The following is an 18,087-nucleotide window of genomic DNA, read 5'->3' as shown; positions in this document are numbered from 1 at the left end:
AGGATTAGAACGATCAGGTTGGCACCAGCTCACCGGGCCGCAGCCGCGACCATCTGCCCATATCAGCGGTAAAGCTATCACAACCCACCACGTCATACTCTTCGCTAAAGTCGCCCTGCTGGGTGATCTGCCCATCGTCGGTTACCACCACTTCGGGCAATTTTAAATTGTAGTTAATGCTGGGGTTTACGGCTTCAAAATTGGGGCGATCGGTTAAATGCGCTTGCTGATGCAGCCGCTCTACTTCGTGGTAGGTAGTGCAGCGATCGACGTAGGCGCAGTTGACGCAAATACACATCGCAAGACCCTCGCGAACTTTGTGCCGTGGCACACTTCTGTAAACCTTTTTTGCTACTCTAACTCATGTTCCTGAAAAACAGGGTTGGCCCTGGGGGGAATGTTGCAAAATGAAATGGCACCCGCAGCATGATGTGTGCTGGCATCAATGTGAGGGATAGTGAAAGGGGAAGACTTCATTTCTTTCCTTTGCTTTTGGGTTCTTTGCTTCAGTCAAGACGATGGCAACTCGATGTTTGGCTGGTTGTCCTCCGCTCCAAATGTCGCCGAAATCAACCCCGCTTCGTGCATCGTCGCGATCGCTTCCCTGGCTACCCCCTCTCGCGATAAATTGACCAAGGCTCATTTCCCGGTTTCTCAGTCGCCGCAATTGGTTGCAGGGCGACTTCCAAATTATTGTTATTCCCATCCAACGAAAGCTTGATTCAACTGAACGATTCTCTGGTGCAATGCTCTGTTCTGTCGCCCCAAACCTGGCCTTTTGGTTTGGAGTGGCTGCCGCCTGCGTCCTACTTGGTAGGGGGCAATGTGCGCGATGCGCTGCTAGGCCGACAGGCTGACTATCTCGATCTCGATTTTGTGATGCCGCAGGGTGCGGTGGAAACGGCACGGGCGATCGCCACCCATTTTCGTGCGGGTTTTGTGCTGCTGGATGAAGAACGGCAGATTGCGCGGGTGGTATTTCGCGCGGCGACGGTGGATTTTGCCCAACAGGTGGGCGATACCCTGGAGGCCGACTTGCTGCGGCGCGACTTTACGGTGAATGCGATCGCCTACAACCCTGTGACAGATGCCATTATCGATCCGTTGCAGGGCTATGCCGATCTGCAACGTCGCCAAATCCGTATGATTGCGCCCGAAAACCTCAAGGAGGATCCGCTGCGGCTGCTGCGGGCCTATCGGCAGGCGGCACAGCTCAGCTTTACTCTAGAGCCCGAAACCCGGTTTACCATTCAAAACCTGGCAGATTCGCTGCGGCTGATTGCCTCTGAGCGGGTGCAGGCGGAAATTAACTATTTGCTGAGCACGGCTAGCGGTACGCCATTTTTGGCCCTGGCTTGGGAAGACGGCCTTTTGGAGAGCTGGCTGCCCCATGTAACGGCCAGTCGGTTGCAGCAACTTGCCGCAATCGACCATGGTGCGATCGCCCTGGCCGAGCGGTGGCCCCAGTTTGGCAACGAGCTGATGGGTTGGCTGCGCGACCAGCACAAGGTGTCGGGTGCGGGGCGCAGTTGGGTGCGGGTTGCCAAGCTTGCAACCTTAACCACGGTTGAGGTGCCCCTGGCTGAGCAAGAGCTGCGCCATCTGAAGTACAGCCGTGCCGAAATTCAATCGGTGCTGACGGCCATTCGGCATCTGCCCGATCTCATCGATTTGGCAACCCAAGTGCCTGCATTGGCCAAGGATCAGTACCTGTTCTTTCAACAGGTGGGGCCAACGTTTCCGGCGGTGGTGCTGTTGGCGGTGGCCCATGGCATTCCCCTAGAGGCGATCGCTGTGCTCATTCACCACTTTCTGACCCCCAACGATCCCATTGCCCACCCCCAGGCTCCCATTACGGGACGCGATCTGATGACGGCACTGCAATTGCCCCCCAGCCCCCACATTGGAAAACTGCTGGAGGCGATTCAGCTTGCCCAGGCTGAAGGAATTGTGACCAATGCACAAGAGGCATTGGAGTTTGCAAGGCAGCAGCACCATCTGGGCAATTGGGCGACATCGTCTTAACGTCGCACAGTTTGAAGGCTCGCTCTAATGGTAAGATGTTAGTTTTGCGAGTAATTTTTTGCAGAATACCACTATCAACGAGGTCAAGAATGGCTAAACGCCGCAATCCCAAAAAAGAAAAAGCACTGCGCAACTTGGAATATGCTCGGAAATTCCGTAAGCGGAGCGGCTCGGGTCGCAACAACTTCCGTAGAGGTCGTCCTGGTAGCGGTGGCCCTCAAGACGAGGATCAAGAGCAGGATCAGTCCAGCACATCTGAAGGTGCAGCAGACTAACGGTTGGTCGTTAGCTGTATCTTCAGTGCGATCGCGAGACTTTGCAAAAGTTTGTGCATGAGAACTTGGTTTTCATGCACAAACTTTTGTATCAAGTTCCAAAAAAATGACGCTAGCTAACCTGAGTTTTGAATAAGGTGGAAAGCCCATTTTTGCGTGCGCGTCGTGCCCGCAAAAATGGGCTTTTCTGAGGTTAGCCAAATGGGGCAGAACTGACGCAGTTGAATGATTTTTTGGGCGCTAACAATCATTCAACCCTCCGTTGTTCGGATGAAGTGCTTCAGTCCTGTGGGAGTTTGCGACTGGCGCGTTACGCTTCGGTGAGGGTAGAAGGCGATGGCATGGGGCGATCGCCCAAAAGTCGGTTCACTTCATTTGCGGCTGCCAAGCCTGAGCGCAAAGCCGCTTCCAGGTTTGTTCCGCCACACCAGTCGCCACCGCAGACCAGCGGCAGCGGGACTGTGGTGCTAAGGCACGTTTGGCGGAGGGGCGATCGCACAAATGCATAGCGCCAGCGATGAACCTGAAGCTCTGCTGGGTTTTGTAACCAAACCTGCGATAGATTGTCGGCTGCGAGTGTGAGTAAAGAACGCCCTACGGTCGGTAGATCGGGTTCATCAAACCATTGCTCCGCAAATTGGGCGGAGCTTTGCACCACTGCTACCGGAATTTGGGCCACGGTCTGTTTACGATTGTCTAGCCCTATCCACGCTAGGGCGTGGGGCAGCGCAAACTGGACCCCGCCCCAAGGCAAAGCTTGCGCCTGCGCCAATTCTGTATTGGTATAAGCCGCGATCGCTGTAATACAGGGGTCGTACTCAATGGATTGTACCTGGCTCACCCAGTCCCGACTGAGCCCTGCATCTACAAGCGGCGCGAGCAGTTCCGCTGTTTGGGGCGCAGGAGCCGTCATCACTAAGGCTTTGGCCTGGAGGGCTTGTAGAGGCTCTGAGGCGATGGGCTCTAGTGTAAGCTTCCAGGTTGCTTCGTCGGTTGCCGCTAGCTGAAACACGCGCTGACCTCGCCGAATGTCTAAACCTTCAGCCTTAGCCTTGGCGATCGCGGTTATCCCATGGGTCGCCACATAGCGAGGGGCGACTACCCCAGGCAATAACCCAGCGGAATCAGCCTGATACACCGGGTGCGACCAGGGATGAAGCAGAGCGCGATCGCAGCCCAACTGAATCAGCGATTGGGTGTGGGGTCCTTGCTCTTCTAAGCAGCGCAGTCCGTGGTCGGCCCAGGTGCCAGCTAGCCGCCGGGTTGCAACACGCCCCCCCAAACCACGCGACTTTTCTACTATGACAACGCGATAGCCTGCTTGCTGCAACTGTTGAGCACAGTGCAACCCTGCCATCCCTGCCCCAACAATTGCCACGTCCACCGTGGTCTTTGCAGGCTCAGCAACATCGATTGCAGCAGTCATGGGCACATCTATCCAGCTGGGTTCACGTCGGCAAATTGGGTTCTGGCGGGTTGGTCAAAGTTGGCTACCGCGCCTACCGCGTCATCTATTGGTTGGGTCACATGTAGGGCCACAAGCATGCCAGCGGAAAAATGATGTATTCCAGAAAAAAGAGCTTCCAAATGAATTGATAAAAGCGCGGCATGCTCCGTGGATGGCGCGGATTAATGCGCAAGCTCTGGCTATACAGCACGACTAGCGCCAGCGTATGCGATAGCAGCAACACCGATTGATTGAGCTTGGCCAGCCAAAAGGCCGCAGCAATCATGCCGATGTAGCACAGCGTCAGCACCCCCACTGCCAGGTTGAATACCGTTTGTTGTCCCAGGCGAATGCTCAAGGTGCTGATGTTGTAGCGGCGATCGCCTTCTACGTCAGGAATATCTTTGAAGATGGCGATCGCAAAAGTGAACGCCAACACAAACAGCGTCAGCACCCAAATTTCTGGAGGAATTGGCCCATCGCCTCCTAGCATCGCCCGAAAGTGCAAAAACAGCCCCACATTCACAATGACGCCCCGCACCCCAAAAATGCACAGCGACGCATAAAACGGAAACCGCTTAAGCCGCATTGGAGGAAGCGAATAAGCCGTACCAATAAACAAACTCAGCCACACGGTGCCTACTAAATACACACCCTGCAACAGCGACAGCACCAAGGCCAGCAGCCCAGCGATTCCAACAATATTGGCGGCCTGTTGGCGAGTATATTCCCCAGCGGCGATCGGCAAATGGGGTTTGTTGATCACATCGATTTCTACATCTTCCAGCTGATTCAAGCCCACAATGTACACATTGCCGCACAAACACGTCACGAGCGCCGGAATGGTCAACCACAGCGGCGGCAGCGAGGGACCTCGCTCAAATGCCCACGCCACACAAAACAGCCCAAACACGCTCAAGCTGGTGCCAATAATTGTGTGGGGCCGCGAGAACTTCCAAAACGAGTAAAGCCAGGGGAACTGCTTCCAAAATCGACCCAAGAACCGAGACGAAGTCGACGGCACATCGGCAGGATTCGTGGAAGAGGCTGAAGACATTCGGCTCATGAGTTTGTCGAAGAAGGGCGCATAGAAGAAACGGTACTGAATTATTGCTGAAACGATGTCGATTGGGCGTCAGTAGTGCGGTAAAGGGGCAACTTCGCAAAAGTCAGCATGGCAGAATGCGATCGCCTTACCCACCTTAACTCTCCTGTTTGGTTGCGCAGAGCAAACCAAACCGAATCAACCCCGATCGATATCCCCGCTGCATCAACCCCAGCGATAGCGCCGCCTGAATGGTTGTCCAGCCTGCTCGCAGTAACCCAACCACCGCTTGAGGCGTGAGCGCCGAGCCAATGACCACATCCCAAAAAGGGGCAACCGCAGCAGACCAATCCGCTGTGCGAATCGTTTGAAACGACAGAGACATGGCAATCTGCTCGTACTCTGGTAGCGAAATGACTCCCGGCAGGCAATAGACTTGGTAAATCTTGTTGAGAAGCTGGTGCTCGTCGGGGGTAAGGGGTGTGTTGGGGGTTGTTGAGCGGTGGCACCAAGTCGCCAGAATGAAGGTTCCACCCGGCTTCAGTACGCGATAGCACTCGCGCAAAAACTGAGTTTTATCGGGCATGTGCTCTCCACTCTCGAGCGACCACACCAAGTCAAAGGTGTTGTCCGGAAAGGGCATCTGGAGAGCGTCTGCAACGAGAAATTCGGCATTGACCTTGGCGGTGGCTGCCCGTTCCTTAGCGCGAGCAGCTTGCACAGGGCTGAGGGTAATGCCCGTCGCACGGGCCCCAAATTTTTCAGCCAAATAGACTGAACTCCCGCCAATGCCGCACCCTACGTCCACAATTTGGCTTGCAGATTGCACCCCAGCCCAGCGGATGAGTTCCTCGATCAGATCAATTTGGGCTTGGCGTCGGTCTTTGGTTTGGGTTCCGTCGGCACCGTAGTAGCCGTGGTGCATGTGCTCTCCCCACACCTGTTCCCACAGATTGGAGGACTGATCATAAAACTGCCGAATCCTTTCTTGGAGCGATAAGGTCATCACGTGGGCTTATTTCTTAGATGGGTCATATTCAGAGGCATTGACTGAGAGTATGTCAGGTTTTGTTAAGTGAGAAAAGCCTGCTGCGAGAAAAATTAGCTGTTTGGGAGGTGGATTTTGGGTGATGGGCGATCGCCTGCAGTCAATTTTTTCTGGGCTGCGTTTGTGAGGCGAGTCATGAGTAGAGTAAGAAGAGCCAGATTTGAAGACTTAGATTGTGTGTGCTTGTGGCGACGGCACCCTTGCAAAACACTGATGCTTCGATGCGATCGCAGCCTCACCGAATCGCACCATGCCGTGAAACTGTCCAACACGCCGTTGCAGTGGGTAACCTAGCCAAGCTACGCTCGCACGTGGACGGCTAAACGCCCAAACGCACTTGCATCCAATCGGCAGGGTTAGCAGTTGTGTTCATCATGATTTTTGTTGGTATCCCATGACTGTTTCGCGAACGATTTGTCTTGGTTTTTTGGCATTGATCTCCATTGGCACCATCTTGCTCATGCTGCCGTTTACTCATGCCGATGGTAGTTGGGGTGGTTTTGTCACTGCGTTGTTTACCTCTACCTCTGCTGTGTGTGTGACCGGGCTTGTGGTGGTTGATACAGGCACCTATTTTTCGTTTTTGGGCCAAATCATTATTTTGCTGCTGATTCAGGTGGGTGGCTTGGGCTATATGACCGCCACCACCTTTTTGCTGGTGCTGCTGGGACGTAAGTTTGGGCTACGCGACAAAATTGCGCTGCAACAGTCGCTCGATACTCAGGGGATGTCGGGGGTAGTGACGCTGGTACAGTCCATCATCGCCATGACGCTCATTTTTGAGCTAACGGGTGCATTTTTGCTGATGCCTGTGTTTGCCCCAAACGTAGGCTTCGCAGGGGCGATATGGTATGGCTTGTTTCACAGCATTAGCGCATTTAATAACGCGGGCTTTGCTCTGTATGCCGACAGCCTAACGAGCTATGCCACGTCGATTCCAATGAATCTAGTAATTCCAGCGCTAGTGATCATTGGTGGCATTGGCTACCAGGTGATTATGGAAGTGTATATGTGGTTGCGCGATCGCTTTACAGGCAGCACCGCCTGCATCGTGTTTCCACTCAATTTCAAAATTGTGGTGAGCACCACTGCTTTTTTGTTGGTATTTGGCCTAATCGCTTTTTTGTTGGTGGAGTTTCGCAACCCCAACACTCTGGGCCTGTTTAGCTTTGGCGACAAGCTACAGTTGGCTTGGTTCCTGTCTGTAGTGCCTCGCACTGCCGGATTTAACTCGGTGGATTATGGCCAAATGACCACTGCTGGCCTGTTTTTAACCATTGCTCTCATGTTTATTGGGGCCAGCCCTGGCAGTACCGGGGGAGGCCTCAAAACCACAACCGTGCGAGTGCTTTACAGCACCACCAAAGCGGTTCTTCAAGGGAAAGAAGAAGTGCTGTGCTATCGCCGCGAAATTCCAACCTCGCTGATTCTCAAAGCAGTGGGTGTGGTGTTTGGCTCGGTTACGACTGTTCTCATCGCAACGATGCTCATTTCCATTACTGACCCAGAGGTCGATTTCATTCAAATTCTGTTTGAGGCGATGTCGGCATTTGCCACGGTTGGGCTATCTACAGGCATTACCGCCAAGGTATCTATCTTTGCCAAACTCGTGCTGATTGCCACCATGTACATTGGTCGGGTTGGTGTGCTGTTGCTGATGTCGGCTATTTTGGGCGATCCTAACCGCACGTCGATTCGCTATCCCGAGGAGAACCTGCTGGTGGGCTAACCCGAAAGGTGGGCTAACGAGGCGATCGCTGGTTGTGCCAGTCTGCGGCTCGTTGGCGAATTTCGGCTAGTTCTTCAGGCGGCATTTTGTCGAGGTTTTTGAGGATAAAGCTGGTGCGCCCTTGCTGTTCCAACACGGAGCGATGGCGATCGAGAAAATCCCAATAAAAGAAGTTAAACGGACAGGCTGCCTCGCCTGTACGCTGAGTGGGCTTGTAGCGGCAGCTTTTGCAGTAGTCGCTCATACGATTCACATAGTTGGCTGAGGCGGCATAGGGTTTCGATGCCAAAATGCCGCCATCGGCAAACAGGCCCATCCCAATCACATTGGTTTGCATCACCCAATCATAGGCATCGATAAAAGCGGCGTGAAACCAGTTTTCTACCTCCTGCGGATTCAACCCGGCAATGAGAGAAAAGTTGGCCAAAATCATGAGCCGCTGAATGTGGTGGGCATAGGCCATGTGTTCCACCTGGGTGAGCACCTGACGCAAACAGTTCATATCTGCCTGTTTCGCATCCCAAAAGAAGTCGGGCAACGGCTGCTGGTGGTCAAAAAAGTTGCGCTGGGGATAGTCCTCATCGACATGGTGGTATAGACCATGCATAAACTCGCGCCATCCCAACACTTGCCGAATAAAGCCTTCAATACTGTTCAGGCTTAGGTTGTGGTCGTAATAGGCTTGCTCTGCGGCGGCAATTACCTCCATGGGTTGCAACAAGCCAAGGTTGAGATAGGGAGACAGCAAGGCATGCCACATGGTGTCTTCGTGGGTCACCATGGCATCTTGATAAGGGCCAAAGGTGGGTAGCCGAGTTTGAATGAAGGTATCGAGCACTTGCAGGGCGTGCGATCGCGTCACTCCCCAACGAAAGGGCTCCAGCGCTCCGTAGCTGGTAAAGTTGCCCTGCTGAACCCACGCCATAACCTCTTGCGTGATGGCATCTGGCTCGAACCACAGCGGCTCGGGGGTGTCGAGCTTGCCTTTAGGTGGTTTGCGGTTCTCTTTGTCAAAGTTCCACCGTCCAGCGATGGGCTGCTTGCCCTCCATCAACACCTGAAAGCGCTGCCGTCCCTCGCGATAGAAGTACTCCATCAACAAATTTTTGCGGCCTTTGGCCCATTGCCCAAACTCATCGGCTGTCCACAAAAACCGATTGTTGGGGACGAGGGTGAGCTGGCAGGGTAATTCTAGCGATCGCAACAAGGCCACAAACGGGCGATCGTTAGGCTGCATCACGAACAGTTCGGTAATGCCCTCTGCCTGAATCCATGCGTTGAGGGGTGTTTCAAACTCTTCGGCAATGTTGTAGGTAACCGACCAGCCATCGGTCCTCAACTCTTCGGCAAAGTGGCGCATGGCTGACCACACGAGCACCAACTTTTGCCGATGGTAGGACCGCACTTGTACCCACTGGCGCGACTCAATCAAAATGACAGGGGTATTGGACTTGGCGATCGCGCGCCGTTGCAAGGCCGCCTGCTCACTCCACAACTGATCGCCCAATATCCAAACACCAATAGTCATAAACAATCATGTTCCTTGTGTAATCTGGGCTGATTCACGCGTTCTATCTCGAACGATAAACTTGAAGCAACTAAACGAATTTCTCAAATCATTCTTTAAGAAGAAATTAACTGATATTTAAATCATCCGCTGTGCTAATCGAACAATTTAATTCGTCTTTTTGGCAACCGTTAAACCACCTGTCAATCAGGACATGAAATTTACATAAATAGTGATTTATTCGAGGTAGGTATTGTCAAAATTATGCGAAAATTTCCCCAAAAAGTCGCCGTTTCTATCATCGCTAGACTGTAAGGTTAAAGAATGACAGCGAATGATTAGCATTTGCAAATTGTTAAACCAGTTCTAGCGGTTTTTGCTAAACACTCATCAGGCTTAACCTGGGGGTTACCATTTGCATTTAGAATTTACGATAACCATTAAAGTCGATTTTTAAGTAACTACCATCTGCCTATTCGCTGAATTTAGGCTCAACTTAAGGGCTATAGAATTTGGCAGATGAAACATTCAACCATGTTGGTGCGTCTATGAATTGCGTTTAGCAATTCGCCTACCGAGCCGTAAAGTGAAACGAAAGCATAGCCATTTTGTGACTGAACATTCGCTTTTGAGCTAATCGGAATGATTGCAACACCTACTTCTCCGCATCGTCTCCATCCCATGCTTCATGATTTAACGATCGAGTCCTGCTTAACGGATTTGATGCTTTACGATCGCACAGTTCAACTCACGTGTCATGGGCAGGAGGTGAATCGCATTTTTGAGTCTGATGCGCACTTGCCTGGTGTGATTTTGATGGATGGCGATCGCTTTGTTGGCATGGTGGCTCGTCAGCGCTTCTTAGAGCAACTGAGTCGTCCCTATGGGATTGCCCTCTTTGCAAATCGAGGCATCAATTTTCTGTATGAATTCATTTCAGATCCCCTGCTTGTTTTGTCAGGAGAAACGTTAATTTGCGATGCGATACAGCACGCTTTGGCGCGATCGCCCGAGTTGATTTATGAGCCGATTGTGGTGTGTGTTGATGCAGGAAATTATCAGCTTTTAGATGTTTATCAACTGCTAATTGCCCAATCCAAAATCCAAGAACTCACGCGGCAATTACTCGACGAAAAAAAGCAAGATCAAATTCTGCAGTCGGAAAAAATGGCCAGCTTGGGGCGAATGGTGGCTGGAGTGGCCCATGAAATTCTGAACCCGGTCAATTTTATTTGGGGAAATATAAACTACCTTTCCAATTATGTTCAAGATCTCTTTCAGATTTTGGCCGCTTATGAAGCGGAATTCGGCAATGCATCGCCTGCGATTGAACAGCTGAAAGAAGAGCTAGGGCTAGAGTTTATTAACCGAGATTTGCCGCAGCTTATTGGCAGTATGAAGGTCGGTTCTGAGCGGCTACGCTCCATTGTTGAAAGCCTAAAAAACTTTTCGCGCATGGATGAGCGCGATCGCAAACCCATCGACTTGCATCAATGCTTGGATAATGTATTGCTCATTCTCAATAATCGGCTGAAGCACCAAATCAAGGTTCACAAACATTACGGAGAACTACCGCTGATTGCTGGCCACTTTGGCCAACTTAGCCAAGTATTTATGAACCTGGTGAGCAATGCGATTGATGCCTTAAATGAGAAAACAGAGCAAGCGATCGCCAACTCACTCGTCTTGCATGCTTCTCACGCATCTGCTGCTTCAGTGCCTCCCTATGCCGATCGCTGGCAACCCGAATTGCACATTGCAACTGACTGGGTACAAGATCAGGACAACGGCGTAGATGAATCGTATCTGGTGATCCAAATCTCAGACAATGGTTCAGGAATTGCCCCCGAACATCAGGCCAACGTTTTTGAAACCTTTTTTACCACCAAACCGTTGGGCGTTGGGACGGGCTTGGGGTTGGCGATCTGTCAACAAATTGTGACGGAAGGGCATGGTGGCCAAATTCGCCTGCACTCGGAAGTGGGTGTGGGCACGACATTTGAGGTGCGGTTGCCCTATCGCAATGGCTCAGCGGTTGCCTAACTTTCGGGTGGCGTTGGAGTTGATGAGTTACGCCCTGATTGCACCATGAGCTGAATTGCAAGACCAATCAACCCCAAGGTGGCGATCGCAAAGGTAATGGTGGCTAACGTGCTCACCCCTAAGACCAAAGTGCGCACCAAAGCTGATAGCCGCAGCGCCAGCATATTATCCGACACGAGAGGTTTAGCCGCGAAGGTTTGATGAATGGATGTCGTTAAAAAATAGGCAGCAGCGGTAATGGGGGCTGAAATGGCCGCACCCGTTAGGCATCGCAGCGGAGTTGGGGGAACCTCGCCCGATGTTGTAGTGGGTGAAGTTTGCACATTAGATTCTTGAGCGGAATTTGGATTCACCATAATCAAACAAGCATTCAGGCTACAACGTGAGGCAGAATTGCAGGGCCGAGGTGACAGAAGCTTGGGTCATTGCCAGGGCAACTGAGTCCGCCAAATCTCTTCCATCCTAAAAGACTTTCTTCCGGTTCGGGCCGCTCACCAATAAGAATTGTCAATCACAGCCGACTAGTTCATCCCAAAGCCGAGAGCATCCTTAAGCGAGATAGGCGATCGCCCTGAGTACGGAAATCTCTACCCGACGCGACTTCGCTACAATTGACAGCATGAAAGAAGAGCTGTGTAGTGGCCAGGAGTATCCCCATGCATGCAGAGCTAAACAAGCCTCAGCCTGCCGAACTTTCATCTAGTCGCGATCGTGTCGTGTTGTCCTACATTTTGTTGCTGTTGGGGATAGCTGGCATCGGCGGGTTGCATCGTCTCTACAACGGCAAAATTTTGACAGGCTTGTTGTGGCTCTGTACGGGCGGGTTGTTTGGCATTGGGCAATTCATCGATCTGTTTTTCGTGTCTCGGATGGCCAACGAGCACTACGCCAAGCGCCATGGCTCGCTCAACCCAGCCCATGCAACCATTGAGGTGCCGTCTGCCGTTGTGGATGATGACCAAATGGCCATGCTGAAATTGCTCACTGCTGCCAAGGCTCACAATGGACGCATTACGGTAACAGAGGCCGTGATGGAAACCCAACTCACCTTTGCGCGAGTGGAGTCGTTGCTCAAGGAAATGCTGCGGCTGGGGTACGTCGGTATCGACAACGACCACCGTACGGGAGTTGTGATCTACCGTTTTTACGAACTACAATAACCGCTGAGTGATCCCAGCCATTGAGACCTGCTGTTGAGACCCGTTATTGCGCCATGACCTGTACCCCATGGCTCATGCACTCAGTTACCCATAGTTCCAAGTCGGGGTCGGGAAACTGACGACGGAGCCGTTGCTGGAGGGTTTGGGCTTGCTCGGCGGTTTCTGCCAACGCAAATACGGTAGGGCCAGAGCCCGACATCATGACGCCGAGCGGTTCCATGGCGAGCAGGGCTGCTTTCAGCTCGGCAACTTTGGGCTGGTGCGGCAACACAATTTTTTCCAGGTCGTTGTGCAACAGGGCGGCAATTTTTTGGTGATTGTGCTGAGCTATGGCAGATACCATTGGCCCAGAGTGGACGGCTTGCCGACGCTGATCGAGGCGATCGCGCTCTCGAATGTAGCCTTCTCCAAACTGTTTGCGGTAGGTGGTGTAAGCCCACGCGGTGGATACCGAAAGGCTGCGGTATTTGGCCAACAGCACATGCAAATGCTCAATGCGAGGTAGCGGAGCCAACTGTTCGCCCCGTCCGGTGGCGATCGCCGTTCCGCCCGAAATGCAGAAGGGAATATCTGACCCTAGCCGTGCGCCCAATTCCTGAAGCTCGGACTGGGTCAGCCCCAAATTCCACATCAGATCCAGGCCCACCAGTACCGCTGCCGCATTCACCGAACCACCTGCCAGCCCTGCTCCTACGGGAATGTGCTTGTCGATGGTGATATCGACGCCTCCAAACCGGGCAAAGGCTTCGGGGCACTCTTGGGCCAGCAGCGTCGCCGCACGATAGGCCAAATTGCTAGCATCGATTGGTACATCGGGATGGTTGCAGGCCACTTGAAACCGATCGGTGCCGTTGGCTCGTACCTGCACTCGGTCGGCCAAACCCACACTCTGCATCACCATTGCCATTTCGTGGAACCCATCGGGGCGATCGCCCAAAATTTCCAGGTACAGATTAATTTTTGCGGGAGCCAGCAAAGAATACGTACGCATAACCATTCGTGCTATTGAGTGCTTATCCGATATGAACCGCGATGATAAAACGCGATGAATCATCCAGCCTTGAATAGCATAGACGCTTTGGCGATCGCCCATGCCATCACCCCGTCAAAAAAAGCCGCTTCACCCAACGACTTCGCTAAACCTAGTCGCTGACTATGGGTTGCGATAACGCTGCGCCAACTGCCGCCAGGGGAAATCCGTCCGCGTTGCCAAGTATTCTGCCACCGCCCGTGCTCCATTGCGGTTGAGATGGCTAGGATCGGCAAAATAATTGTGCTGAGCGCTCCACTGTTGGCTCAAGTCCACAAACCGAAAATTATATAACGTCGCCAAACGGCTCATGTGGGCTTGAAACTGACGCTCGCGTACGAGGCGATAGCTGTCTAAATAATCGCGGTTCAGCGGCAGGCTGACAAATACCAGAGGAATTTGGTAGCCGCGTGCGTAGTTGGCAAAGGCGCGGGTGGCAGATTCTTGCACTCCACTCAAACGAAATGCCAAATAGTTATCGTCAAAGCGTCCCGATACACGCGGATACTGCTGGTAGTAGGTGGCGGGATTATACTCCTGCGGCACAACCTGAAACCCTTTGTTGTCGAGATTGGTGCTAAAGGGTCGATAGGCCAACTGAGTGGGCTGAGACGTTGGGGCTGGAGCCGCAACAGCTTCGGGTGGGCAAAATCCGTCGCGCTGTAAAAAGGGCAACCACGCTTGCAAATCTTCGCACGATTGGGCTTGCTCAGTCGAACTTGAAAGCGGAACCGGAGGAGGAACTGGACGGTTGACCACGGGGCGATCGCCTGCCATCACCCGGCGCAGACCCTCGGAGCTAGCAATGCGGCTGTAGGTTAGGTCTGTTCGGGCACTGTTAAACGCTCGCGAACCATCGGCCCAAATAATGAAGCGCGGCAGTTGGCTTGGATGCAACACCTGACGCATCAATACATCAATTACCTGAGCTGTAGCCCCATTGACACTAAAGTTGTAAATTCGCAGGGCTGGGTACCCCTGAGCAACTAAGGCCTGTTGCAGCGCGTGGGGGTCAACCCCCTGGAGCGATCGCGAGCTGCCAATAATCAACACATCGGGTCGCCCATGCTCCCACAAATAGTTTGTGTAGAGGCGCACCTGATGATCCAGCGGTTGGCTGTTGAACGAGGGATACTCCGGCAAAAACGTTGCCGTATCGGTTGGTACGACATGATTGGCTGCCATGGCGAGTTGGGTACCCGCATCTAGAGCATCGTCAGACGGCTGAGACACGGCGATCGCACAAGCCGATGTCAGCACAACTGGAGCGATCGTGGCGATCGCCATCCGCACAGATGACCCTGCCGATTGAGAAAACAAGGAATGAAATCGCATGAAGGTGTGGCTGGAGCGGCAAAGGAAACACAGCAGCCAAAACGAGAGGCCAACGCCTCACCATTCAGGCCAACTCTGCCATCGCGCAAAACATCACTTGGGAGAACGGCAACCGCCTAGTCTTCGCGGGGACCAAACGCCATTTGAACCACAAAGGGTTCCCCCCCATCTTTATGATAGCGGTCTGCCCAGGCTCGAATCACTTCATCTAATTCTTCTAAGGCTTGATCTAAGCGATCGGCAGGAATATCTAGTTCTTCCAATACCCGCACGGCATGGTCTTCTCTGTTGGCCCAGCCCTGCATAAGCCGGAAGTAGCGCGCCGTATCTTCCACCATGATGTAAGTGCGCTCTTCTTCGTCAACAGGCGCATAGGATGCCCGCGTTAATGCATAGAATGGCATTCCCCAGGGCGAATCAATGCGCAAAATCGTTTTGGAATAGAGCAGACGTCGCTTAATGTGCTCTGCCAAAGCTTCGCTCATCGGCAAACGGCGATCTTCGGGTAAATCTTCCTGCGATCGCACATGCAGAAACTCAATAATGTCCATGAGCTGGAAGGAGGTAATCAGCTGCGCATCCGGCACATTGGGCGGCAACTTTTCCTCAAGATGGCGCTTTTCTTCCATGGTCAACCCCGTTCCCGAAATGCGGGAACGACCCGGAATCCATGGAAACTGCTCCAGCCACACATAGGGAAACTGAATCAAATACCGAGGCTCCTGAGACCCCAGCATTTTAAGAATTTTGCCTTCGGTGAGCGCTTGACGCACTTCTTCAACAATCACTTTGACCCGCTTTGGCTCGATGTGATGCAAGTGCCCGGTCATGCGCAGGTTCTGATCCTGCTCTAAATACGTCATATAAATAGCGCATTTGGCGGCAGTGGCAGCAGCATCCAAAAATGCTCCGTGCCGATGCCCACTAGTCCTCATGGCGCTAAATGCTAAGTACAGCAGGATCTGATCCATAGCACTAGGACTCAGGCGTTTGATCAGATCGAGATCGTTAGTCATGCTAGAAACGGGCGCAGTCGCAACTTACAAAAATAATAAGGTCTAGGGTTCAAGGGATTTAAAATACACCAAAACTATGGCATTAATCAGAAAATACCCCTAGATTAGAACATTCTGACCATTTGCGAATATTTTTCCGCCAAAAGTCTCAAAAAGATCGCTGATTCAACTTAAGATCTTGCCAAGGTGGTGAGCGCTTCCGAGTGAAGGATGGCTCACTCAACTCTAGCCCTAGATTCCACCACTGACGAATGGATGGGTGTGATAGACCCATCCATGCAATCAGATTAGCGGCAGCTCACGACCGAGCAGCGGCCGCTGCCCCGATGAAATAGAATACTTTCTGGTTGGGTGTGGGTCGATTGCTGAAACTCGCTGGAGTAGGTAGTATGGCTGGTGACAGAACGAGAACTGACAGTGCTAGACCATGCTGGAACAGCAACAATCAGCGGAAGAAGTGCAAACGCAGAAATGCTTAGGATGGAGGTCAGCATGGAAAGCTTCCGTGTGAATGGTTCTACTCCTAGTTACGCAATCCCTAAACATCCATCAGGAAAGTTGCGGTTAGATTGTTACCACGTCAGCCAGAAGCCAATTTCCAGAAAAGTTGACACGACCCAAGACTTGAACCCGACTCGGTGATTTAAGATTCTGCAAGGTTCGAAATGTGTCGCCGCAGAGGGTGACAAGTTGTAGCGATCGCCCAGCCCATTCTGTCGGTTGCTCTAGGGTAAGGGTGTAGGTGTTGGGGGTGGAGCATTCGACCCATCCTTCGTACTGGGTCGAAGCTCCCGATACGTTCGAGGCCGAACTTAACGGTGACTGGGGAAACGAGCGATCGCAGGTTTTAGCGTAGTACTCAGGATGAGTGAGATAGTGATGTTGCCAAGTTCGCCACTCATCGTGCTGCGGTGACAGCCGATAGAGCGGAACCATGGCCGCAGGCGCGGTTGGCTCTGTGAGAAGGGCCTGCTGGAGCGATCGCACCGGAAGTTCTCTCGGTTGGAGCTGATGCTCAACGCATAGTGCTGCTGCCATTCCCGCTGCTTGCCCAATGCTCAGCACCACAGGCTGCAGCCGAGTAGCCCCGTTGGCCATATGCGATACCGAAATATTTTTTTCACAAAACAGCAGCCCATCCACCGTGGCTGGAATCAACGCTCGATACGGAATGGTAAAGGCCGTGCCTGTCCAGCGTCCGCCCCATTGCATAGACTTGGGAGCCAGCGTCATGTCAAAGCCAGGGTAGTGATGGTCGTTGGGATAGTTGCCAATGGCGATCGCCTCCACCTCCCCTTCTGGATTGATGGGGAGCGCTGCGGCTAACAGGTCAGGCTGGGGCAAAATATCCTGTTCGGTGATGGTTGCCAGCCCAACACCCCGCCGACTTTCTCGAAAATAGGGATGCAGGGCAAAGGCACCGCCGCCCAACTGCCCCTCCTGAACTGGGAACATGGTGGACGCCAGCCCATACCGTGGGTTGCCCTGGGTTTGAATCCATCGGGCAAATGCCTGAGAGTGCCATAGGGCCTCTTGCATAAACTCGCGCCGCGCCGCCGCCGATTGCACCAACCGCTCCAAGCGCTCGCCGTAGTCATTTCCACAGGTAGGCCAGTTGATCATGAAGCGATCGCCCGGCAAGCGTCCGTAGTTCAAGAAATGCTCTAGTCCGTAGCCGTTCCAGGCTCCGTTGAAGCAATTGGCATAGTCTGGATTGGCGACTTCCAGTGGCGAGGGAGGAATGGTGGGAGCGCGATCGCCTGCTCCATAGTCCTGCATCATCACAACCCATGTGGGCGACTGCACAGGATACTGCTGTGTCATGGCATTGGCGGCAGTCGGGGCACTGGGTTCTCCATGCTCGCTTTGCCATTCCCATCCCCAACGATAGGGAACCTGGGCTAGCGCCAGCAGATCACCCAGTTCTGTGGCATCCAGCGTAATTTTGGCTTGAATCTCGTAGGACTCGAATGCAACACCTGTGATGCGATCGCCCGTTTGCTGCACAGCCTGAGGCGCTTGGCCTGCGATCCAGCGCAAATAAGGGAGCGATCGCACCCACTCTGCAAAAATTCTGGCTCCTACAGCGGGCTCATAGGTAAAGAAGCTCACCCACGCATGATCCAGGCCATCCGGTTGCTGCCGCCGCAAAGCCCGCAAAAACTCGCCCCACATTCCTGTTTGAAACGCCAGCAGTTCGTTGCCATCCGGCGCGACCACCCCCGCAGACGTGAGCATGCCCCCCAGCCAGGGGCCTTCGCTCACCAGAATGGTTGTGACGCCCCGCCGTGCTGCCTGAATTGCCGCGGCAGTGCCACCGGCTCCGCTGCCGACTACTAATACATCTGCTGTCAGTTGTTCCATCACATCTGTGTCGTCGCCATGGGTGAGGGTGCTCTGGCATGACCCATGGAAGCAGCTACACCC

General features: G+C 53.0%; 16 protein-coding genes. 5 read left to right on the top strand and 11 right to left on the bottom strand.

Translation table 11 applies throughout. From position 1 onward, the window contains the following. Positions 1–13: 13 nt before the first annotated feature. On the bottom strand, positions 14–298 hold the full coding sequence (locus tag ACQ4M4_RS10305) for a Ycf34 family protein (RefSeq protein WP_430684412.1): 285 nt from the start codon (positions 296–298) through the stop codon (positions 14–16). Positions 299–741: 443 nt separating this feature from the next. Here ACQ4M4_RS10305 and ACQ4M4_RS10300 point away from each other — a divergent pair, with 443 nt between their 5' ends. Continuing rightward, positions 742–2,025, top strand: coding sequence for a CCA tRNA nucleotidyltransferase (locus tag ACQ4M4_RS10300; protein ID WP_430684411.1), 1,284 nt, complete (start codon positions 742–744; stop codon positions 2,023–2,025). A gap of 89 nt (positions 2,026–2,114) precedes the next feature. Beyond that, entirely contained in the window at positions 2,115–2,300 is a 186-nt protein-coding gene (locus ACQ4M4_RS10295; protein ID WP_430684410.1) for a hypothetical protein, read from the top strand. Positions 2,301–2,610: 310 nt separating this feature from the next. Here the strand turns inward: ACQ4M4_RS10295 and ACQ4M4_RS10290 are convergent, their stop codons facing one another. From ACQ4M4_RS10290 to ACQ4M4_RS10280, 3 genes are all read right to left on the bottom strand, one after another. Continuing rightward, positions 2,611–3,726, bottom strand: a complete 1,116-nt coding sequence (locus ACQ4M4_RS10290) for an NAD(P)/FAD-dependent oxidoreductase (protein WP_430684409.1) — start codon at positions 3,724–3,726, stop codon at positions 2,611–2,613. Between the two features lie 97 nt (positions 3,727–3,823). Then, a complete protein-coding gene (locus tag ACQ4M4_RS10285; RefSeq protein ID WP_430684408.1) occupies positions 3,824–4,804 on the bottom strand; it encodes a homogentisate phytyltransferase in 981 nt (326 codons plus the stop codon). Positions 4,805–4,949: 145 nt separating this feature from the next. After that, on the bottom strand, positions 4,950–5,798 hold the full coding sequence (locus ACQ4M4_RS10280) for a methyltransferase domain-containing protein (protein WP_430684407.1): 849 nt from the start codon (positions 5,796–5,798) through the stop codon (positions 4,950–4,952). A 436-nt stretch (positions 5,799–6,234) separates the two neighbouring features. Here ACQ4M4_RS10280 and ACQ4M4_RS10275 point away from each other — a divergent pair, with 436 nt between their 5' ends. Continuing rightward, entirely contained in the window at positions 6,235–7,569 is a 1,335-nt protein-coding gene (locus tag ACQ4M4_RS10275) for a TrkH family potassium uptake protein (protein ID WP_430684406.1), read from the top strand. A 13-nt stretch (positions 7,570–7,582) separates the two neighbouring features. Here ACQ4M4_RS10275 and ACQ4M4_RS10270 read toward each other — a convergent pair whose 3' ends face one another. Further along, entirely contained in the window at positions 7,583–9,097 is a 1,515-nt protein-coding gene (locus ACQ4M4_RS10270) for a cryptochrome/photolyase family protein (protein ID WP_430684405.1), read from the bottom strand. A gap of 621 nt (positions 9,098–9,718) precedes the next feature. On the opposite strand from ACQ4M4_RS10270, the gene ACQ4M4_RS10265 reads away from it, so the two are divergent. Then, positions 9,719–11,119, top strand: coding sequence for a sensor histidine kinase (locus tag ACQ4M4_RS10265; RefSeq protein ID WP_430684403.1), 1,401 nt, complete (start codon positions 9,719–9,721; stop codon positions 11,117–11,119). Here the strand turns inward: ACQ4M4_RS10265 and ACQ4M4_RS10260 are convergent. Further along, a complete protein-coding gene (locus tag ACQ4M4_RS10260; protein WP_430684402.1) occupies positions 11,116–11,475 on the bottom strand; it encodes a DUF3082 domain-containing protein in 360 nt (119 codons plus the stop codon). The genes ACQ4M4_RS10265 and ACQ4M4_RS10260 overlap by 4 nt on opposite strands. Before the next feature lie 300 nt (positions 11,476–11,775). Between ACQ4M4_RS10260 and ACQ4M4_RS10255 the strand changes: the two genes are divergently transcribed. Next, positions 11,776–12,279: a TM2 domain-containing protein gene (locus ACQ4M4_RS10255; RefSeq protein ID WP_430684401.1), complete on the top strand. Its 504-nt coding sequence runs from the start codon at positions 11,776–11,778 to the stop codon at positions 12,277–12,279. Positions 12,280–12,322: 43 nt separating this feature from the next. Here the strand turns inward: ACQ4M4_RS10255 and ispE are convergent, their stop codons facing one another. The 5 genes from ispE to ACQ4M4_RS10230 all read right to left on the bottom strand — a co-directional run bounded on the left by ispE (position 12,323) and on the right by ACQ4M4_RS10230 (position 18,024). Continuing rightward, positions 12,323–13,270: a 4-(cytidine 5'-diphospho)-2-C-methyl-D-erythritol kinase gene (ispE, locus tag ACQ4M4_RS10250; protein WP_430684400.1), complete on the bottom strand. Its 948-nt coding sequence runs from the start codon at positions 13,268–13,270 to the stop codon at positions 12,323–12,325. A 162-nt stretch (positions 13,271–13,432) separates the two neighbouring features. Further along, a complete protein-coding gene (locus ACQ4M4_RS10245; RefSeq protein WP_430684399.1) occupies positions 13,433–14,644 on the bottom strand; it encodes a hypothetical protein in 1,212 nt (403 codons plus the stop codon). A gap of 116 nt (positions 14,645–14,760) precedes the next feature. Further along, positions 14,761–15,660: a heterocyst differentiation master regulator HetR gene (gene hetR / locus ACQ4M4_RS10240; RefSeq protein WP_430684398.1), complete on the bottom strand. Its 900-nt coding sequence runs from the start codon at positions 15,658–15,660 to the stop codon at positions 14,761–14,763. Positions 15,661–15,947: 287 nt separating this feature from the next. Continuing rightward, on the bottom strand, positions 15,948–16,154 hold the full coding sequence (locus tag ACQ4M4_RS10235; RefSeq protein WP_430684397.1) for a hypothetical protein: 207 nt from the start codon (positions 16,152–16,154) through the stop codon (positions 15,948–15,950). 70 nt (positions 16,155–16,224) lie between these two features. Continuing rightward, positions 16,225–18,024, bottom strand: a complete 1,800-nt coding sequence (locus ACQ4M4_RS10230) for an FAD-dependent oxidoreductase (protein ID WP_430684396.1) — start codon at positions 18,022–18,024, stop codon at positions 16,225–16,227. Between the last annotated feature and the right edge of the window lie 63 nt (positions 18,025–18,087).

The organism is Leptolyngbya sp. AN02str, from assembly GCF_050565595.1.
Classification (GTDB): domain Bacteria; phylum Cyanobacteriota; class Cyanobacteriia; order Elainellales; family Elainellaceae; genus Kaiparowitsia.
This window is presented reverse-complemented; position numbering and strand designations above follow the sequence as displayed.

Excerpts from the sequence above, each read along its gene's own strand:
- ACQ4M4_RS10305 (WP_430684412.1), bottom strand. The coding sequence starts at position 298 with ATGTGTATTTGCGTCAACTGCGCCTACGTCGATCGCTGCACTACCTAC.
- ACQ4M4_RS10295 (WP_430684410.1), top strand. The coding sequence starts at position 2,115 with ATGGCTAAACGCCGCAATCCCAAAAAAGAAAAAGCACTGCGCAACTTG.
- ACQ4M4_RS10290 (WP_430684409.1), bottom strand. The coding sequence starts at position 3,726 with ATGACTGCTGCAATCGATGTTGCTGAGCCTGCAAAGACCACGGTGGAC.
- ACQ4M4_RS10285 (WP_430684408.1), bottom strand. The coding sequence starts at position 4,804 with ATGTCTTCAGCCTCTTCCACGAATCCTGCCGATGTGCCGTCGACTTCG.
- ACQ4M4_RS10280 (WP_430684407.1), bottom strand. The coding sequence starts at position 5,798 with ATGACCTTATCGCTCCAAGAAAGGATTCGGCAGTTTTATGATCAGTCC.
- ACQ4M4_RS10275 (WP_430684406.1), top strand. The coding sequence starts at position 6,235 with ATGACTGTTTCGCGAACGATTTGTCTTGGTTTTTTGGCATTGATCTCC.
- ACQ4M4_RS10270 (WP_430684405.1), bottom strand. The coding sequence starts at position 9,097 with ATGACTATTGGTGTTTGGATATTGGGCGATCAGTTGTGGAGTGAGCAG.
- ACQ4M4_RS10265 (WP_430684403.1), top strand. The coding sequence starts at position 9,719 with ATGATTGCAACACCTACTTCTCCGCATCGTCTCCATCCCATGCTTCAT.
- ACQ4M4_RS10260 (WP_430684402.1), bottom strand. The coding sequence starts at position 11,475 with ATGGTGAATCCAAATTCCGCTCAAGAATCTAATGTGCAAACTTCACCC.
- ACQ4M4_RS10255 (WP_430684401.1), top strand. The coding sequence starts at position 11,776 with ATGCATGCAGAGCTAAACAAGCCTCAGCCTGCCGAACTTTCATCTAGT.
- ispE (WP_430684400.1), bottom strand. The coding sequence starts at position 13,270 with ATGCGTACGTATTCTTTGCTGGCTCCCGCAAAAATTAATCTGTACCTG.
- ACQ4M4_RS10245 (WP_430684399.1), bottom strand. The coding sequence starts at position 14,644 with ATGCGATTTCATTCCTTGTTTTCTCAATCGGCAGGGTCATCTGTGCGG.
- hetR (WP_430684398.1), bottom strand. The coding sequence starts at position 15,660 with ATGACTAACGATCTCGATCTGATCAAACGCCTGAGTCCTAGTGCTATG.
- ACQ4M4_RS10235 (WP_430684397.1), bottom strand. The coding sequence starts at position 16,154 with ATGCTGACCTCCATCCTAAGCATTTCTGCGTTTGCACTTCTTCCGCTG.
- ACQ4M4_RS10230 (WP_430684396.1), bottom strand. The coding sequence starts at position 18,024 with ATGGAACAACTGACAGCAGATGTATTAGTAGTCGGCAGCGGAGCCGGT.